This window comes from Pseudomonas sp. MWU16-30316 (genome assembly GCF_020515645.1).
Taxonomy (GTDB): domain Bacteria; phylum Pseudomonadota; class Gammaproteobacteria; order Pseudomonadales; family Pseudomonadaceae; genus Aquipseudomonas; species Aquipseudomonas cerasi.
The window spans coordinates 257,903-275,607 of record NZ_JAIZAZ010000003.1; the positions used below are offsets into that span (position 1 = coordinate 257,903).

Below are 17,705 nucleotides of genomic sequence, written 5' to 3' on the forward strand. Positions count from 1 at the left end.
TCCGCGCATAAAAAAACCCCGTCAGTGACGGGGTTTTTTTGTGTCAGGTGAATCAGGCCACCTGAACTTCTTCTGCTTGCATGCCTTTCTGGCCTTTAGCAGCAACAAAAGTAACGGTCTGGCCTTCTTTCAGGCTTTTGAAACCGTCGCTCTGGATTGCTTTGAAGTGTACGAACAGGTCGTCACCGCCACCTTGTGGAGTGATAAAGCCGAAGCCTTTTTCATCGTTGAACCATTTTACGGTGCCGGTTTGGCGATTAGACATGGTGTATCTCCAGAAACATAATTTTCAGTAACGTGCTGCTCAGGCCAACTGGGCACACCGGGCTATCATAGTCGAAATGGGCAAAAAAACAGCTATTAAGGTGGGCGCTTTGCGTAAAGGTCCCGTATATGCAGTTCTCCATACTCCGCAAAGCGCCCTCCGGCGTGTCAGACGCGGTACTGAACGGGCTGTGGCAATAGCGCTTAACGCCATGATTTCAATGGCTTTCAGAAGGGGCTGGGCCAACTGCTATCAGCGCCCGGTGTGCGCGTTTTACCCCGGCTGAAAAAAATGATTATTTTGTCGCCGTGCAGTTCTCTGCGACCAGTTTTTGCAGTTTTGCCGTCAATGCAGCCGGTGGCGCTGTCTTGGTGTCCTTGAGTGAGGCTATTTCCTTGTCGGTGAAATGACTGTCCACCTGTTTTGCACCGCATTCGCAGTGAGTCGTTGCGGTCTTGTCATCCAGCCCCTGTTTCTTGGCCGCAGCCACGCATTCCTGAGTGAAGGTAGCGCGTGTCGTTCCGTCCATTGCGGCGTGAGCACCCAGAGGGATAAGGGCGGCGCTGCAGAGGAGGAGGCTGGTCAGGCGTGAAAACTTCATGGTGTTCTCCTTGATTGCTGGAAAAAACGTTCGGGGTCTCGATGGTTTCTGACGCCCATGAAGCCTGCCAGTTCAGGTGGTGTGCCAATTCCATTTCATTTGCGTGGATGTGCATCCCGGCCGGTCTGGCTGTGTTAGGATGCGCGTCCTGTTATTTTCAAGCGCCCCATGGCCAATGGCTTTCGGTGCCGCGCAGGCAGGTTTTTCGTACATTCCAGTCATCTGGTCCGGTTCAAGGTTGGCCCCAAGGCTCCTGCCACTGTGAGGCAGGCATACCACCGGATCACGTACTGGCTCATCCCAACCCACGTGACCTTTGGTAGGGGTCACCACTAGGAGAGGAGGCGCCATGCCAACTATTACTCTTCCCGACGGCAGTCAACGTTCATTCGATCATGCGGTTTCCGTAGCCGATGTTGCGCTTTCAATCGGTGCCGGTCTGGCCAAGGCCACCGTCGCCGGCAAGGTCGACGGCAAGCTCGTCGACGCCTGCGACCTGATCGAAAACGATGCCAGCCTGCAGATCATCACCCCCAAGGATCAGGAAGGACTGGAAATCATCCGTCACTCCTGCGCGCACCTGGTAGGGCACGCGGTCAAGCAGTTGTATCCGACTGCAAAAATGGTCATCGGCCCGGTGATCGACGACGGCTTCTATTACGATATCGCCTACGAGCGCCCGTTCACGCCTGACGATATGGCGGCGATCGAGCAGCGCATGCAGCAGTTGATCGAAAAAGATTACGACGTCATCAAGAAAGTCACCCCGCGCGCTGAAGTGATCGAGGTGTTCACCGCCCGTCACGAAGATTACAAGCTGCGTCTGGTCGAAGACATGCCGAACGAGCAGGCCATGGGCCTGTATTACCACGAAGAATACGTCGACATGTGCCGCGGTCCGCACGTGCCGAACACGCGTTTCCTGAAGTCATTCAAGCTGACCAAGCTGTCTGGCGCCTACTGGCGTGGCGATGCCAAAAACGAGCAGCTGCAGCGTGTCTACGGCACTGCCTGGGCTGACAAGAAGCAGCTGGCGGCCTACATTCTGCGCATCGAAGAAGCCGAAAAACGCGACCATCGCAAGATCGGCAAGCGTCTTGGCCTGTTCCATACCCAGGAAGAAGCGCCGGGCATGGTCTTCTGGCACCCACAGGGCTGGACCCTGTATCAGGTGCTCGAGCAGTACATGCGCAAAGTGCAGCGTGAAAACGGCTACCTCGAGATCAAGACCCCGCAAGTGGTCGATCGCTCGCTCTGGGAAAAATCCGGGCATTGGGCCAACTACGCCGACAACATGTTCACCACCGAGTCCGAAAGCCGCGACTACGCGATCAAGCCGATGAACTGCCCTTGCCACGTGCAGGTGTTCAATCAGGGCCTGAAGAGCTACCGCGAGCTGCCGATGCGTCTGGCCGAGTTCGGTGCCTGTCACCGTAACGAGCCGTCGGGTGCCCTGCACGGCATCATGCGCGTGCGTGGCTTCACTCAGGACGATGCACACATCTTCTGTACCGAAGACCAGATGCAGGCTGAGTCCGCCGCGTTCATCAAGCTCACGCTGGATGTCTATGCCGATTTCGGCTTCAAGGATATCGAACTCAAATTGTCCACTCGCCCTGAAAAGCGTGTAGGCTCCGACGAGCTTTGGGACCGTGCCGAATCGGCGCTGGCTTCCGCACTCGACAGCGCAGGTCTGCCTTATGACCTGCAGCCTGGCGAGGGCGCGTTCTACGGTCCTAAAATCGAGTTCTCCCTCAAGGATTGTCTCGGTCGGGTATGGCAGTGCGGCACCTTGCAGCTGGACTTCAATCTGCCGATCCGCTTGAGTGCCGAGTACGTGTCGGAAGACAACAGCCGTAAGAATCCGGTCATGCTGCACCGCGCAATTCTCGGGTCTTTCGAGCGTTTCATCGGAATTCTGATCGAGCATTACGAAGGCGCGTTTCCGGCCTGGCTGGCACCCACCCAGGCAGTGATCATGAATATCACTGACAAACAGGCCGATTTTGCCCTCGAAGTGGAAAAAACTCTGGCTGAAAGCGGGTTTCGTGCCAAGTCTGACTTGAGAAATGAAAAGATCGGCTTTAAAATCCGTGAGCATACTTTGCTCAAGGTTCCTTATCTCCTCGTGATTGGAGATCGGGAGGTTGAAATGCAAACTGTCGCTGTGCGTACACGTGAAGGCGCTGACCTTGGCTCGATGCCGGTCGCCCAATTCGCTGAATTCCTCGCACAAGCGGTTTCCCGGCGTGGTCGCCAAGATACGGAGTAATTATTATTAAGCGTGAAATGAGACAAGATAAACGAGCTGCACCCAAGGCCCCGATCAATGAAAATATCTCGGCCCGCGAGGTTCGTTTAATTGGCGCTGACGGCGAGCAGATTGGCATCGTCTCGATTGATGAAGCGCTTCGTATTGCCGAAGAGGCGAAGCTGGATCTGGTAGAGATTTCTGCCGACGCAGTCCCTCCGGTCTGCCGTGTGATGGATTACGGCAAATCGATCTTCGAGAAGAAGAAGCAGGTTGCTGCAGCGAAGAAGAACCAGAAGCAGATCCAGGTTAAAGAAATCAAGTTTCGTCCAGGGACGGAGGAAGGGGATTACCAGGTAAAACTACGCAACCTGGTACGTTTCCTGAGTGACGGGGACAGGGCCAAGGTATCGTTGAGATTCCGCGGTCGTGAGATGGCCCACCAGGAGCTGGGTATGGAATTGTTGAAGCGGGTTGAAGGTGACCTGCTCGAATACGGTTCCGTCGAACAGCATCCTAAGATGGAAGGACGCCAGCTGATCATGGTCATCGCCCCGAAAAAGAAGAAATAACCACCAGGGCACGGCAGGCCTTGCGGTTATATTTATCAACTGAATGCGGAGTATCCGAACATGCCAAAGATGAAGACTAAAAGTGGTGCAGCTAAGCGGTTTTTGAAAACCGCCAACGGCATCAAGCACAAGCACGCTTTCAAGAGCCACATCCTGACCAAAATGTCGACAAAGCGTAAGCGTCAATTGCGCGGTAGCAGCTTGCTGCATCCGTCTGACGTGGCAAAAGTCGAGCGCATGCTGCGCCTTCGTTAATTTTGATCAAGATATAGAGGAAGTAACTCATGGCTCGTGTAAAGCGTGGCGTCATTGCCCGTAAGCGTCACAAAAAAATTCTGAAACTTGCAAAAGGCTACTACGGCGCGCGTTCACGCGTATTCCGTGTTGCCAAGCAAGCGGTAATCAAGGCAGGCCAATACGCCTACCGTGACCGTCGTCAGAAAAAACGTCAGTTCCGCGCTCTGTGGATCGCTCGTATCAACGCTGGTGCTCGTGTTAACGGTCTGTCCTACAGCCGTTTCATTGCCGGCCTGAAAAAAGCGTCCATCGAGATCGACCGTAAGGTTCTGGCTGATCTGGCAGTGAACGAAAAAGCGGCGTTTGCTGCGATTGTCGAGAAAGCTAAAGCCACCTTGGCCTAAGTCCCCGACAATCACTTGCCCCGGTTCTCCGGGGTCGGTGTTAAACGTCATAAATAGGGGAAGAGCCTTCAGCTCTTCCCCTATTTTGTATCTGGAGTCTGTACATGGAAAACCTGGACGCGCTGGTCTCTCAAGCTCTTGAGGCTGTGCAAAGCGCCGAAGATATCAATGCCCTGGAGCAAATCCGGGTTCACTACCTCGGCAAAAAAGGCGAGTTGACTCAGGTGATGAAGACCCTGGGGAACCTGCCAGCTGAAGAGCGTCCGCAAGTCGGTGCGCTGATCAACGTTGCCAAGGAACGTGTCACAGAGGTTCTCAATGCGCGCAAGGCATCGTTTGAGCAGGCAGAACTGACTGCCAGGCTCGCAGCCGAATGCATCGATGTGACCCTGCCGGGCCGCGGCCAGACCTCCGGTGGTCTGCACCCGATTACCCGTACTCTGGAACGTATCGAACAATTCTTCACGCACATTGGCTACGGCATCGCCGAAGGCCCTGAAGTCGAAGACGATTACCACAACTTCGAGGCACTCAACATCCCAGGCCATCACCCGGCCCGGTCGATGCATGACACCTTCTATTTCAATGCGAACATGCTGCTGCGCACCCATACCTCACCGGTACAGGTCCGCACCATGGAATCGCAACAGCCGCCGATCCGCATTGTCTGCCCAGGCCGTGTGTACCGCAGCGACTCCGATATTACCCACTCGCCGATGTTCCACCAGATCGAAGGTCTGCTGGTCGATCGCGACATCAATTTTGCCGATCTGAAAGGCACCATCGAAGAATTCCTGCGGGTGTTCTTCGAGAAAGAGCTGGCCGTGCGCTTCCGTCCTTCGTATTTCCCGTTCACCGAGCCCTCGGCGGAAGTGGATATGGAATGCGTCATGTGCAGTGGCAAGGGCTGCCGCGTCTGCAAGCAGACCGGCTGGCTTGAAGTCATGGGTTGCGGCATGGTCCACCCGAACGTGCTGCGTATGTCGGGCATCGACCCTGAAGAGTTTCAGGGCTTCGCGTTCGGCATGGGCGTAGAGCGTCTGGCCATGCTGCGTTACGGCGTCAATGATTTGCGCCTGTTCTTCGACAACGATTTGCGGTTCCTCGCGCAATTTCGCTAAGTCGTACGAACCTTTCAGGAGAGCAGGATGAAATTCAGTGAACAATGGCTGCGCGGCTGGGTAAGCCCGCAGGTTTCCCGCGACGAGCTGGTTGCTCGTCTGTCGATGGCCGGTCTTGAGGTTGACAGCGTGACGCTGGCCGCCGGCGTTTTCAGCGGCGTGGTGGTGGGTGAGGTGCTGAGCACCGAGCAACATCCCGATGCCGACAAGTTGCGTGTGTGTCAGGTCAGCAATGGCAGCGAAACCTTTCAGGTTGTCTGTGGTGCGCCAAACGTGCGTCCGGGCCTGAAAATTCCATTTGCCATGATTGGCGCCGAGCTTCCGGGCGATTTCAAGATCAAGAAAGCCAAGCTGCGCGGCGTCGAGTCCAACGGTATGTTGTGTTCGGCTGCCGAGTTGCAGGCCGGCGAGGGCAATGATGGCCTGATGGAGCTGGCAGCCGATGCGCCAGTCGGTCAGGACATTCGTGTCTATCTGAGCCTGGACGATGCCAGCATTGAGGTCGACCTGACCCCTAACCGTGGCGACTGCCTGTCGGTGGCCGGTCTGGCGCGTGAAGTCGGTGCGCTGTACGCCACTGACGTCATCCGTCCGCAGATCGCTGCTGTCAGCGCTGTGAACGATGAAGTGCGCCCGGTCGAAGTATTGGCTCCGGCTGCATGCCCGCGTTACCTGGGCCGCGTCATCCGCAACGTCGATCTGTCGCGTCCGACTCCGCTGTGGATGGTCGAGCGTCTGCGTCGTTCTGACGTGCGCAGCATCGATGCGGCTGTCGACATCACCAACTACGTGATGCTGGAGCTGGGTCAGCCTCTGCACGCGTTCGATCTGGCCGAAATCAACGGCGGGATTCGCGTGCGCATGGCCGAAGAGGGCGAGAAGCTCGTTCTGCTCGACGGCCAGGAAGTCAGCCTGCGTGCCGACACGCTGGTCATTGCCGATCACCAGCGCGCGCTGGCAATCGCCGGCGTCATGGGCGGCGAGCACAGCGGTGTGACTGCCGGCACTCGCGATATTTTCCTGGAAAGTGCGTTCTTCGACACCATTTCTGTGGCGGGCAAGGCGCGTTCCTATGGCTTGCATACCGACGCTTCGCACCGCTACGAGCGTGGTGTGGACTGGCAGCTGGCCCGTGAGGCCATGGAGCGGGCGACTGGCCTGCTGCTGGAAATCACCGGTGGTGAGGCAGGTCCGATAACAGAAGTGGTCAGCAAACAGCATTTGCCATCGATTGCTCCGGTTACGTTGCGCGCCAGCCGAGTCGAGCAGATGCTCGGTCTGGTGATCGAAAACGCCGAAATCGAGCGTCTGCTGACAGGTCTCGGCCTGGCTGTGACTGCCGAAGCCGACGGAAAATGGCGTGTCGAAGTGCCAAGTCATCGTTTCGACATCAGCCTTGAAGTCGACCTGATCGAAGAGCTGGCGCGTCTGTACGGCTACAATCGCCTGCCGGTCCGCTATCCGCAAGCCCGCCTGGCTCCCCAGGCCAAGGCCGAAGCCAAGGGCGATCTGCCTGAGCTGCGCCGCCTGCTGGTTGCCCGCGGTTATCAGGAAGCGATCACCTACAGCTTCATCGACCCGAAATGGTTCGAGCTGTTCACGCCGGGCGCCAAGCCCTTGCTGCTGGCCAACCCGATCTCTAATGACATGGCAGCCATGCGTGCCTCGCTGTGGCCTGGTCTGGTCAAGGCGCTGCAGCACAACCTCAACCGTCAGCAGGATCGTGTGCGGATGTTCGAAAGCGGCCTGCGCTTCGTCGGTCAGCTCGACGGCTTGAAGCAAGAGCCGATGCTGGCCGGCGTTGTCTGCGGCAGCCGCCTGCCTGAAGGCTGGGCGCAAGGTCGCGATGCAGTCGATTTCTTCGACGTCAAGGCTGACGTTGAAGCCGTGCTGGGCTTTGCCGGTGCGTTGGGCGAGTTCACCTTTACGCCGGGGCAGCATCCTGCCTTGCACCCAGGTCAGACGGCTCGCATCGAGCGTGATGGCCGTGAAGTCGGTTTCCTGGGCGCCATTCACCCGGAATTGTCGAAAACCCTGGGGCTTGATCGTCCCGTGTTTGTTTTCGAGCTGGTTCTGGCGGAAGTGTCCACCGGCCGTCTGCCGAAATTCCACGAGCTGTCGCGCTTCCCTGAAGTGCGCCGCGACCTGGCACTGCTGGCTGATCGGGATGTTTCGGCCAGTGCGGTTCTGGACGTTATTCGTGAAAATGCAGGCGAGTGGCTCACAGACCTCAGGTTATTTGATGTTTACCAGGGTAAAGGCATTGATCCGCATAGAAAAAGCCTTGCAGTCGGCTTGACCTGGCAGCATCCATCACGCACTCTTAATGACGATGAGGTAAACGCAACGACACTTGCTATCCTCACCTCGCTTGAGGAGAGGTTAAACGCCACGTTAAGGAAGTAGCGTATGGGGGCTCTGACGAAAGCTGAGATGGCCGAACGTCTGTACGAAGAGCTGGGCCTGAATAAACGGGAAGCCAAGGAACTGGTCGAACTGTTTTTTGAAGAAATCAGGCACGCTCTGGAAGATAACGAGCAGGTGAAGTTGTCAGGTTTCGGCAACTTCGACCTTCGAGACAAGCGCCAGCGGCCTGGGAGAAATCCCAAGACCGGTGAAGAGATTCCGATTACGGCGCGCCGTGTGGTCACCTTTCGTCCAGGGCAGAAGCTGAAGGCCCGAGTTGAGGCATATGCTGGAACCAAGTCATAACGACGAGCTGCCGCCGATCCCCGGCAAACGCTACTTCACCATCGGTGAGGTCAGCGAGCTCTGCGCGGTAAAACCGCACGTTCTGCGTTATTGGGAGCAGGAGTTTCCTCAACTCAACCCCGTCAAGCGGCGCGGAAACCGTCGGTATTATCAGCGCCAGGACGTGCTGATGATCCGCCAGATCCGCGGCCTGCTCTACGATCAGGGCTTCACCATCGGTGGCGCCCGACTTCGTCTCACCAGCGGTGAACCGAAGGATGATACTCAGCAGTACAAGCAGATGATTCGGGAGATGATTGCCGAGCTGGAAGACGTACTCGTCATGCTCAAGGCGTAATTGAGCAGTCAGGATACTTCCAAAATTCAAATGCTTAGGGTATATTCCTCAACGTTTTCGCACGTTGCAAAACAGATACACGCCTAGTCGGGGCGTAGCGCAGTCCGGTAGCGCACTAGCATGGGGTGCTAGGGGTCGAGTGTTCGAATCACTCCGTCCCGACCATATTTTTCAATGACTTAGCTCGGTTCGGAAGCGGCCGGGCTTTGTCATTTATGCGATTTACCGTTTTTGGTTGCCAATTAGTTGCCAATTGAGATTGACTGCACAATAGTTCAGGACTGGCGGGCATAGCATCTAGGGTGGCGCATCATGGATAAGAGGCACCTGTCTGAGCGGGATATTTGCACCAAGTTCATAACCCCAGCCATCCAGCAGGCAGGTTGGCAGCAGCATCAGTTTCGTGAAGAGGTTAATCTCACTGACGGCCGAGTTATGGTGCGTGGAAAGCTTGCTGTGCGCATCAAGAATCCCGAAGCTAAAGGTGGTCCGAAGCGCGCCGACTTCGTGCTATATGCCCGTCCAGATGTGCCGATCGCTGTACTTGAGGCCAAACAGGCTAAGTTTTCCGTTGGGCATGGCATGCAGCAGGCATTGTCGTATTCAGAAATGCTGGACGCTCCTTTTGCTATTAGCAGTAATGGCGATTCAGGGCAGTAAAATCGGAGATTCTCAGTGGCGAGCGATGAGGTCTATGCGGAACTGACAAGATTACTAAACGCAGCCTCCATCAGATATCAAGGATCCGAGCACTAGTCCCGTTTCAAAACTATCTCATGGATCAATAGGTGAGGCTGTCAGGCCCTAGTCAATCATATTTTTCTGCTAATCTGACGCCCCCACTTTTCTTGAATTGGCATGACTTGTTCCCGCCGCTGAGGCTCAGTTTGAGAGGCCTATTGGAGCTTCGCGATTCGGTTCGGCTACTATCGAGCAGATCAATTTATGTATGGATGCACTGATGCTCAATGATTCCGATACCTTGGGAAGTGCTTTCAAGCGTGCCTTTTACCGGGTCGACGGTATAACCATGTATGCGTGTTGGGCGATATGGGTGGGGGTGCTGATTTGGGACCTGCTTGGTTCGGAAGGCTCGGGGATCCACACGGTTGTCCTGATTCTGATAGGCCTTTTAAATCCTTTCCTGTTTCTGCTGCTTGGCCTTTGGCGTTTACCCGGTCTGCTGACGGCATTGATTATCATCGGCATCAATATCAAGTTTTTATTCGCTTGGCTTTGAACCTTAAGACCTATGTAAAACGCGGTATTGGGGGCTGAAACCTTCTCGCGCTGCTTGCTTGCACATAAAAGGCCTGTCGCTTTTTATAAGAGGCACAGCCCCGTGCCAGCGTCCTCATCCAGCCACTCGGAATAGCCAATAGCTGTTACCTAAAAGCCGTGGCGACGTTCCCCTGCACCAACGCTTTGCGCGTGTGCCTGCGACGCGAGCTCCGACTAAGGTGCACACCACCTCCAAAAAAACAATTTGACATATGTTATTTGTGATCACATATTATGCTCCATAAGAAAGCCAATATGAGTCACTCCCATGACAGACCTTCCGATCCTCCTGCCCGCCATGCGGCAGGTCTCTCGCGATACCCTCCAGGACCAAGTCTACCGGCAGATCCGTGAAGCACTGATGAGCGGGCGCTTTCAGCCGGGTCAAAAGCTGACGATCCGTGGTCTTGCCGAGGCGCTGGGTTCCAGTCCGATGCCGGTGCGCGAGGCGTTGAATCGCCTCAGTGCCGAGAACGCCTTCGAAGTCACCGAAACCGCTCGTCTTCGCGTACCCATGATGACCCCGGAGCGGCTGCGTGAAATTCGTGATGCCAGGGTCGCGCTGGAGGGGCTGTTGGCCGAGAAAGCCGCGGTTCTGATCAACGACGCCGATCTTGCCGACATCAGCCAGCTCTGCGGGCAGATGCAGACGGCTGCTGACAGCGTTGATGTCGCGCTCTATCTGTGGACCAACTTTGCCTTTCACCGGCGCATTTATGCGGTCGCCAAGGCTGAGTTGATCGTTGCAGCAGTGGAGAATTTCTGGCTGCACATCGGTCCGTGTTTCGCGCTGGTTGCGCCTGACAAGGCGCATCTTCAGCGTTCGATGGAAGCACACAACCGTATCGTCGAGGCGTTGGCGGCGCGTGATGGGGCGGCCGCTCGTGCAGCGGTCACCGACGACATCATGCAGGCTGCCGACTCTCTGACACGCCTGATCGCAAAGAGCGACCGCTCCAGGTCGCGGGTCTCGGGAGTGAAAAAAGCATGAGTGTTCTCAATCGGCTGGTTCCCTACACAGGGCTGCGCGTCCTGATTTCCGGTGGTGCCGCCGGGATCGGTGAGGTGTTGGCGGCGGCTTATATGGAAGCCGGGGCAAAGGTACATGTGTGTGATGTCAGCGAGGCGGCCATTGCGGTATTCCTTGATCGCCATCCAGGCAGCGTTGCCACGCGCGCAGACGTTGCTGATCCGGTGCAGATCGAAGCGGTGTTCAGGGTGCAGCGTGAACAGTTCGGCGGTCTTGATGTGCTGATCAATAACGCCGGAATCGCTGGCCCTACGGCAGGTATCGATGCTATCAGCGAAGAAGAGTGGCAGCGCACCATTGATATCAATCTCACTGGGCAGTACCGCTTCGCTCATCACGCGGTGCCGTTGCTCAAGGACTCACCCAACGCTCACCTGATCCATATCGCCTCGGTCGCTGGTCGCCTGGGCTATGCCTGGCGCACCCCGTATGCCGCGACCAAGTGGGCGATTGTCGGGCTGATGAAGTCGCTGGCGTCCGAATTGGGTGAAAGTGATATCCGCGTCAATGCCTTGCTGCCGGGTATCGTCGAAGGTCCGCGCATGGACGGGGTGATTCGGGCCCGTGCACAGCAGATGAACGTGCCGGAGGAGGAGATGCGCGAGGAGTACCTGAAAAAGATTTCGCTCAAGCGCATGGTCACCGCCGAGGATGTTGCTGCGATGGCGCTCTTTCTGTGTTCGCCCGCCGCCCGCAACGTCACGGGTCAGGCCATCAGTGTGGATGGCAACGTCGAGTACCTCTGAGGATTCGGCCCGATGGCAACGATGACCGGATATCGTCCGAGTCATGTTCCACATCAGACTTCTCGCCAACAACAAGAATGGAGAATGCTCATGCCCAAGAAACGTCCGGTCATCATCACCTGCGCAGTGACGGGTGCGATCCACACGCCGTCGATGTCGCCTCATTTGCCGATCACGCCGCAGGAAATAGCCGATGCAGCCATCGGTGCCGCCGAGGCCGGAGCCTCGATCGTTCATTTGCACGCCCGCGACCCACATGACGGAAGGCCCAGTCAGGATGTCGATCTGTTTCGGCAGTTCCTGCCGCAGATCAAGGCCAAGAGCGACGTGGTGATCAATATCACCACCGGCGGCGCGCCGACCATGGGCGTGGAAGAGCGCCTGCAGCCGGTGGCGCAGCTCAAACCGGAACTGGCCTCGTTGAACATGGGGTCAATGAACTTCGGGCTGTACGAAATGCTGGATCGCTACAGCGAATTCAAGCACGACTGGGAGCGTCCTTATCTGGCCGACAGCGACGACCGGATTTTCCGCAACACCTTCCGCGATATCGCGCACATCCTCAATACCTGCGCCGAAAACCGCACACGCTTTGAAATTGAATGCTACGACATCGGTCATCTGTATACCGCAGCGCACTTCCTGCAGCGCGGGTTGCTCAAGGCACCGATTTTCATACAGTCGGTATTCGGTTTGCGTGGCGGTATCGGCGGGCATCCTGAAGACCTGGCGCATATGCGCCGTACGGCTGATCGCCTGTTTGGCGATGCCTATCAGTGGTCGATCCTGGGGGCCGGTCGCAATCAGATTCCGCTGGGCACCATGGGCCTGTCGATGGGCAGCCATGTGCGGGTCGGTCTGGAGGATTCGTTGTGGGATGGACCGGGCAAACTGGCGGCGTCCAATGCCGATCAGGTCAAGCGTATCCGCACGGTGATCGAAGCGCTGGGCGGGCAGGTGGCAACGCCGGACCAAGCCCGTGAAATGCTAGATCTGAAGGGACAGGACAAGGTTAATTTCTAGTCGTCGCAAAATGTGTCATCTCAATAACAACAAGACAGAGGTGAAAAATGCGTATCGAAATCGTTGTCGACGTTAAGACCACGCTGGGCGAAGGCCCGGTCTGGGATGTCGAGCAACAGCGCCTGTACTGGATCGACAGCTTCGACGGCCGCGTTCTGCGCTGCACCAACGACGGGCGCGAACTGCGCGCCTGGGATGTCGGTCAGAAAATCGGCTCCATGGCCTTGCGCAAGCACGGCGATGCGGCGCTCGTGGCGTTGCAGACGGGTATCTACAACCTTGACTTGCCGAGCGGTGATCTCGAGCTGATCGTCGACCCCGAACCGGGGCTGCCGAACAATCGACTCAATGATGGCAAGGTCGATCGGCAGGGCCGGTTCATCGTGGGCTCGATGGACACGCAGGAGGATCAGGCCAGCGCCAAGCTGTATCGCCTCGATCCGGACCTGAGCCTGCACACTCTGGATGAAGGCATCATCGTGTCGAACGGTCCTTGCTGGAGTCCGGGCGGGGAAACCTTTTATTTCGCCGACACCTGGTCAGGGGAGATCTGGACCTACGATTACGACAACGCCAGCGGCGCAGTCGCCGACAGACGTACGTTTGCAAAGGTCGACACCTCAGGCGGAGGGGCGGCGGATGGCTGCACCGTGGATGCCGAAGGCTGTCTGTGGCAAGCGCTGGTGTATGCCGGAAAACTGGTGCGTTACACCCCCGACGGGCAGGTGGATCGCATCATCGACATGCCGGTGAAAAAAGTGACCAGTCTGACCTTCGGCGGCCCGAATCTGGACACATTGTTTGTCACCTCCATGGCCAAGCCGCCATTGCCGCGCTTTCCGGAAGATGGCCAGCAGCGCGGTGCCCTGTTCGCCATCACCGGACTGGGTGTGAAAGGCATCGCCGAGCGGCGCTTTGCCAGTTAACCCGTCGACAGACTGAACCTGAACGTTAAGGACGACTGGACCCTTTCTCGCAGGGGCGTGTGCGGCACGCCTGGAGATTTCCCATGCCAAATAACAAGAACGCATCGCTGGGCAAGATTCATCGTTTTTCGTGGGTGTCGTTGCTGGTCTGCTGGATGATCTGGATTCTGAATGCCTACGATCGCGAGATCGTCTTGCGTCTGGGCCCAACGATTTCCAAGCATTTCGACCTGTCTGCGGACCAGTGGGGGACGGTAGCTACGGTGGTCATGCTGGCGCTGGCCGTTCTCGATATACCCGGCTCCATCTGGAGTGATCGTTACGGCGGGGGCTGGAAACGGGCGCGCTTTCAGGTGCCGTTGGTACTGGGTTACACCGCGCTGTCGTTTTTGTCGGGCTTCAAGGCATTGAGTGGCAGCCTGGCCAGTTTCATTGCCTTGCGGGTCGGGGTGAACCTGGGCGCTGGCTGGGGCGAACCGGTCGGCGTCAGCAACACTGCCGAGTGGTGGCCTGTTGAACGCCGTGGTTTTGCCTTGGGCGCGCACCATACCGGTTACCCCATCGGCGCCATGCTCAGCGGCATTGTCGCCAGTTTCGTGATCAGCACCTACGGTGAGGAAAACTGGCGTTATGTGTTCTTCTTCGCCCTCGTGGTTGCGTTGCCACTGATGATCTTCTGGGCACGCTACTCCACGGCCGAGCGCATTACTCAACTGTACGTGGACATCGCTGCCAAAGGCATGACCCCGCCGGACAGCACGCCGTCGACCAATGTAAAAGGCCAGGTCTGGAAGTCGGTAAAAGCGACGCTGAGTAACCGCAATATCGCCCTGACTGCCGGCAACACCCTGCTCACGCAGGTGGTGTACATGGGCGTCAATATTGTTCTGCCGGCCTACCTGTACAACATCCTCAACCTGTCGCTGGCCGAGTCGGCGGGGATGAGCGTGGTGTTCACGTTGACCGGCATTCTCGGGCAACTGATCTGGCCTTCGCTGTCGGACATCATCGGCCGGCGCATCACCTTGATCATCTGTGGCATATGGATGGCGCTCAGTGTCGGGGCCTTTTACTTCGCCAACACCATCCTGATCGTTATCGCCGTACAGTTGCTTTTCGGTCTGGTCGCCAATGCCGTCTGGCCCATCTACTACGCAGTCGCTTCCGACTCTGCACAACCTTCGGCAACCTCTACAGCCAACGGGATCATCACCACGGCGATGTTCATCGGCGGCGGTATTGCCCCGGTGCTGATGGGGACGCTGATTTCCATGGGCGGCGGCTGGACCAGCCTCAGCGGTTATACCGTGTGCTTTTTCGTGATGGCCGGTTGCGCGTTGGGCGGGGCGTTTTTGCAACTGTTTTCACACCATCCGGAATTGCTGACAGCGCAGCGGAGCGTGTAAGGGTGAAAAGGAAGGTCACTTGGTTTTGATCTTCCAGAACGGGAAGTCACTCTGTAATGACGCGCTGTATCTGGACAGATGCGTCGGCTTACGGGGACCAGAAAGAGAACGTCAGTTCTCAACATCTGTCCCCGTATCAGCCAAAAAGTGCCACTTTCAAGAGCGTCAGCATGCGTTTGCCGGACCATACGGCCAATGGGAGTGGAAGAATAAAGTATTACTTTTTACTGGCATTACTTGTTGTGCAGCGACATCTCAGCTGTCGCGATCAGAACATGCCTTGACTATCAGAGGCAAAAAATTGACGTCATAAAAACTGGATCGTCAAGTTTTTTGAGTCGTACAGCGAATGAAATGCCAAGTCTAATAAAAATTTTTTAACCTTTAATATCAACAGGTTGGGTGGGATTAGAGCCTTTATTCAGGTTCGATGAAATGACGGTCTCTAAAGTTACTGAGCTGGCGGGCGACATGAGTAATATCTCAATGACATCAATCATAAAAGTTGGTTCAGCCTATTTTTACGAGCGATAACGCCCACCATGCAAGCCACGGAACGGCTATGTTCAGGATCGACATCATGTTCAGCAAACTCAGCATCTCGCAAAAGCTTTACTTCAGCTTTGCCGCGATCATCGTATTTATCGCCGTCCTTGTCGCGAGTGCTTACAGAGGCTTCGAGCAGGTCGAGGAAGCCACCAACAGCAATGTCCATACGTACCAGGTGCTGAGCGAAGCTCAACTTGCCCTTGAACAGCTGATCAATATCGAAACTGGCATGCGCGGCTTTGTCATTGCCTCGAAGGATGCGTTTCTGGAGCCATTGGTGGCGGGGGAAAAGCGCTTCACCGAAGAGCTCGATTCGCTCAAGCGCCTGACAGCCGACAATGCGGAGCAGCAGCGCCGCCTGGCTGCACTGGGTGAAACCCAGAAGCGCTGGCTTGACGAGGATATCAATCCGATCATCGCCCTGCGCCGCGATCTGACAGCACGCAATGCGGCTGATGATGAACTGGATGCACGCATCACCTCGGGGGCTGACAAAGCCAAAATGGACAGCATGCGCGCTCTGCTGGCTGAGATCAGCGGCACCGAGCAGAAGTTGCTGCTTCAACGCAGCCAGGAAATGGCGGATGCCAAGCGGCTCGCGATCATGATCCTGATGTGCGGTGGCCTGGCAGCTGCCGTTCTGGCGATGATACTGGCCGCGGCACTGGGACGCAGCACCACGGCGCGCCTGCAACTGGCCATTGATGCCGCAACAGCAATTGCCAATGGCAAGCTGGATACCGTGATCGACACCAGCAGTCACGATGAACTGCCGAAAGCTTTTGATCGTATGCAGAATCGTCTGCGCGAGATGATTCAACAGATCAGCCAGGCCGCCAATCAACTGGTCGTTGCCGTACAACAGATTTCCGGTGCGTCCGAGCAACTGTCCGGTGCGATCCAGGAGCAGTCGACGTCCGCCTCGGCGATGGCGGCCACGATCGAAGAGCTGACCGTCAGCATCCATCACGTTTCCGAAAACGCCGACGAGGCGCATGAACTCGCCAGCCGTTCGGGGCAGCAGTCGAAAGATGGTGCGCAGGTCATCGAAAACACCCTGTCCAGCATGAATGGCATCGCCCGGACCGTGCAGCTGTCTTCTACTCAGGTCGCAGGCCTGGGTCAGCACTCCGAGCACATTTCATCGATCGTCAGCGTGATTCAGGGCATTGCCGACCAGACCAACCTGTTGGCACTCAACGCGGCCATCGAGGCTGCTCGGGCCGGTGAGCAAGGCCGTGGCTTCGCAGTGGTTGCTGACGAGGTACGCCTGCTGGCGCAGAACACTGGCAAATCCACCAAGGAAATCGCCGGGATGATCGAGAAAATTCAGGCGGGCGTACGGGAGACCGTCGAGAGCATGCGCAGCGGCGTTCAGGAAGTGAACGAAGGCGTCGAAATGGCTGGCACCGCCGGTCAAGCGATCATCGAGATTCGCGACAGTTCGGGCAAGGTTCTGCAGGTGGTCGACCAGATATCCTTCGCGCTGCGTGAGCAAACCGCAGCCAGCCAGGATGTCGCACGTAACGTCGAGCGCTCCGCGCAAATGGCTGAACAGAACAACATGTCGGTTCAGGAACTGCTCAAGACCAGCGGCGGCCTGAAGACCCTCGCCACCAGCCTGCAGACGGAAGTGGGCAAGTTTCGGCTTTAAGGTCTGAACGCGAATCGTCAATACGTTAGCGCCGCTGAAAACCCCGGGATTAGTCGATGGCTAATGCCGGGTTTTTTTTGCATATTCAAAAAACGCGCCTAACCTTTGGTGCGCTGGATGACGATCCCGTCCAGCGCATCGAAATTCATGCAATGATATGGCAGCGCAGGCTGTCTCAGGGCTGATGCCTTGTCACATCAATGCTGAGCCAGAATACTGTCCAGCAGACCCGGGAAACGGCTCTCAAGCACCTGTTTACGTAGCGAGTTCATGTGCGTGGTGCCCACGTTGCGCGTCTGTACAAGCCCGGCATCGCGCAGCACGCGGAAATGATGGGACATGCTCGATTTAGGACGTCCGCCGTCCAGTTCGCCGCAGGTGGCTTCTGCGACGCCGGCCAGGCAGCGCACGATTCCCATGCGAACGGGATCACTCAAGGCATAGAGTAAGCGTTCGAGTGTGAGGTCTTCAGGATCGGGGTGTTGGAAGGTTCGCATGGAGGGGATGATATCAAGGCTTCCGTTTATTGCCATAGTTCGATTACCATCGAACAACTGAAATCAAAAGTCATCTGGCCTACGGGAGCTTTC

At 56.8% G+C, this 17,705-nt stretch carries 19 protein-coding genes, 1 tRNA gene and 1 pseudogene; 18 read left to right on the top strand and 3 right to left on the bottom strand.

Annotated elements, in window-relative coordinates; genetic code table 11:
* Positions 1–52: 52 nt before the first annotated feature.
* Complete coding sequence (locus LCH65_RS12260; RefSeq protein ID WP_003315566.1) at positions 53–265, bottom strand: cold-shock protein; 213 nt, start codon at positions 263–265, stop codon at positions 53–55.
* 295 nt (positions 266–560) lie between these two features.
* The gene (locus LCH65_RS12265) at positions 561–866 is read right to left on the bottom strand and encodes a hypothetical protein (protein WP_003367013.1); all 306 of its coding nucleotides are present in this window, start codon (positions 864–866) and stop codon (positions 561–563) included.
* A 349-nt stretch (positions 867–1,215) separates the two neighbouring features.
* Here LCH65_RS12265 and thrS point away from each other — a divergent pair, with 349 nt between their 5' ends.
* The 18 genes and pseudogenes from thrS to LCH65_RS26245 all read left to right on the top strand — a co-directional run bounded on the left by thrS (position 1,216) and on the right by LCH65_RS26245 (position 17,300).
* Complete coding sequence (gene thrS, locus LCH65_RS12270) at positions 1,216–3,138, top strand: threonine--tRNA ligase (protein WP_003315564.1); 1,923 nt, start codon at positions 1,216–1,218, stop codon at positions 3,136–3,138.
* The gene (gene infC, locus LCH65_RS12275) at positions 3,138–3,689 is read left to right on the top strand and encodes a translation initiation factor IF-3 (RefSeq protein ID WP_170846037.1); all 552 of its coding nucleotides are present in this window, start codon (positions 3,138–3,140) and stop codon (positions 3,687–3,689) included. The genes thrS and infC overlap by 1 nt, the downstream gene beginning before the upstream one ends.
* A 60-nt stretch (positions 3,690–3,749) precedes the next feature.
* A complete protein-coding gene (gene rpmI / locus LCH65_RS12280) occupies positions 3,750–3,944 on the top strand; it encodes a 50S ribosomal protein L35 (RefSeq protein ID WP_002553160.1) in 195 nt (64 codons plus the stop codon).
* 29 nt (positions 3,945–3,973) lie between these two features.
* Positions 3,974–4,330, top strand: coding sequence for a 50S ribosomal protein L20 (rplT, locus tag LCH65_RS12285; RefSeq protein ID WP_002553161.1), 357 nt, complete (start codon positions 3,974–3,976; stop codon positions 4,328–4,330).
* A 104-nt stretch (positions 4,331–4,434) separates the two neighbouring features.
* Positions 4,435–5,451 carry a phenylalanine--tRNA ligase subunit alpha gene (pheS, locus tag LCH65_RS12290; RefSeq protein ID WP_003367019.1) on the top strand — a complete coding sequence of 339 codons (1,017 nt, stop codon included), beginning with the start codon at positions 4,435–4,437 and terminating at the stop codon, positions 5,449–5,451.
* A 27-nt stretch (positions 5,452–5,478) separates the two neighbouring features.
* Entirely contained in the window at positions 5,479–7,857 is a 2,379-nt protein-coding gene (pheT, locus tag LCH65_RS12295) for a phenylalanine--tRNA ligase subunit beta (RefSeq protein WP_058416613.1), read from the top strand.
* A gap of 3 nt (positions 7,858–7,860) precedes the next feature.
* The gene (gene ihfA, locus LCH65_RS12300) at positions 7,861–8,163 is read left to right on the top strand and encodes an integration host factor subunit alpha (RefSeq protein WP_002553164.1); all 303 of its coding nucleotides are present in this window, start codon (positions 7,861–7,863) and stop codon (positions 8,161–8,163) included.
* Positions 8,144–8,500 (top strand): MerR family transcriptional regulator, encoded by a 357-nt coding sequence (locus LCH65_RS12305; protein ID WP_003315559.1) that lies wholly within the window; start codon positions 8,144–8,146, stop codon positions 8,498–8,500. The genes ihfA and LCH65_RS12305 overlap by 20 nt, the downstream gene beginning before the upstream one ends.
* Positions 8,501–8,588: 88 nt before the next feature.
* Positions 8,589–8,665 (top strand) — tRNA-Pro (locus tag LCH65_RS12310).
* A 147-nt stretch (positions 8,666–8,812) separates the two neighbouring features.
* Positions 8,813–9,148: pseudogene (locus tag LCH65_RS12315) on the top strand (type I restriction enzyme HsdR N-terminal domain-containing protein); the annotation flags it as partial.
* A gap of 313 nt (positions 9,149–9,461) precedes the next feature.
* Entirely contained in the window at positions 9,462–9,740 is a 279-nt protein-coding gene (locus tag LCH65_RS12320) for a hypothetical protein (protein ID WP_046265756.1), read from the top strand.
* Between the two features lie 309 nt (positions 9,741–10,049).
* The gene (locus LCH65_RS12325) at positions 10,050–10,772 is read left to right on the top strand and encodes a GntR family transcriptional regulator (RefSeq protein ID WP_058416614.1); all 723 of its coding nucleotides are present in this window, start codon (positions 10,050–10,052) and stop codon (positions 10,770–10,772) included.
* Entirely contained in the window at positions 10,769–11,557 is a 789-nt protein-coding gene (locus tag LCH65_RS12330) for an SDR family oxidoreductase (RefSeq protein WP_058416615.1), read from the top strand. The genes LCH65_RS12325 and LCH65_RS12330 overlap by 4 nt, the downstream gene beginning before the upstream one ends.
* 90 nt (positions 11,558–11,647) lie before the next feature.
* The gene (locus LCH65_RS12335; RefSeq protein ID WP_003432995.1) at positions 11,648–12,580 is read left to right on the top strand and encodes a 3-keto-5-aminohexanoate cleavage protein; all 933 of its coding nucleotides are present in this window, start codon (positions 11,648–11,650) and stop codon (positions 12,578–12,580) included.
* A 47-nt stretch (positions 12,581–12,627) separates the two neighbouring features.
* On the top strand, positions 12,628–13,506 hold the full coding sequence (locus LCH65_RS12340) for an SMP-30/gluconolactonase/LRE family protein (RefSeq protein ID WP_003367029.1): 879 nt from the start codon (positions 12,628–12,630) through the stop codon (positions 13,504–13,506).
* A gap of 83 nt (positions 13,507–13,589) precedes the next feature.
* On the top strand, positions 13,590–14,912 hold the full coding sequence (locus LCH65_RS12345; protein ID WP_096120996.1) for an MFS transporter: 1,323 nt from the start codon (positions 13,590–13,592) through the stop codon (positions 14,910–14,912).
* A gap of 580 nt (positions 14,913–15,492) precedes the next feature.
* Positions 15,493–17,115 (top strand): methyl-accepting chemotaxis protein, encoded by a 1,623-nt coding sequence (locus LCH65_RS12350; RefSeq protein ID WP_032609426.1) that lies wholly within the window; start codon positions 15,493–15,495, stop codon positions 17,113–17,115.
* Between the two features lie 56 nt (positions 17,116–17,171).
* A complete protein-coding gene (locus LCH65_RS26245; protein WP_260523839.1) occupies positions 17,172–17,300 on the top strand; it encodes a hypothetical protein in 129 nt (42 codons plus the stop codon).
* Positions 17,301–17,312: 12 nt separating this feature from the next.
* Here LCH65_RS26245 and LCH65_RS12355 read toward each other — a convergent pair whose 3' ends face one another.
* Positions 17,313–17,648, bottom strand: a complete 336-nt coding sequence (locus LCH65_RS12355; protein WP_003367037.1) for a helix-turn-helix domain-containing protein — start codon at positions 17,646–17,648, stop codon at positions 17,313–17,315.
* Positions 17,649–17,705 lie beyond the last annotated feature (57 nt).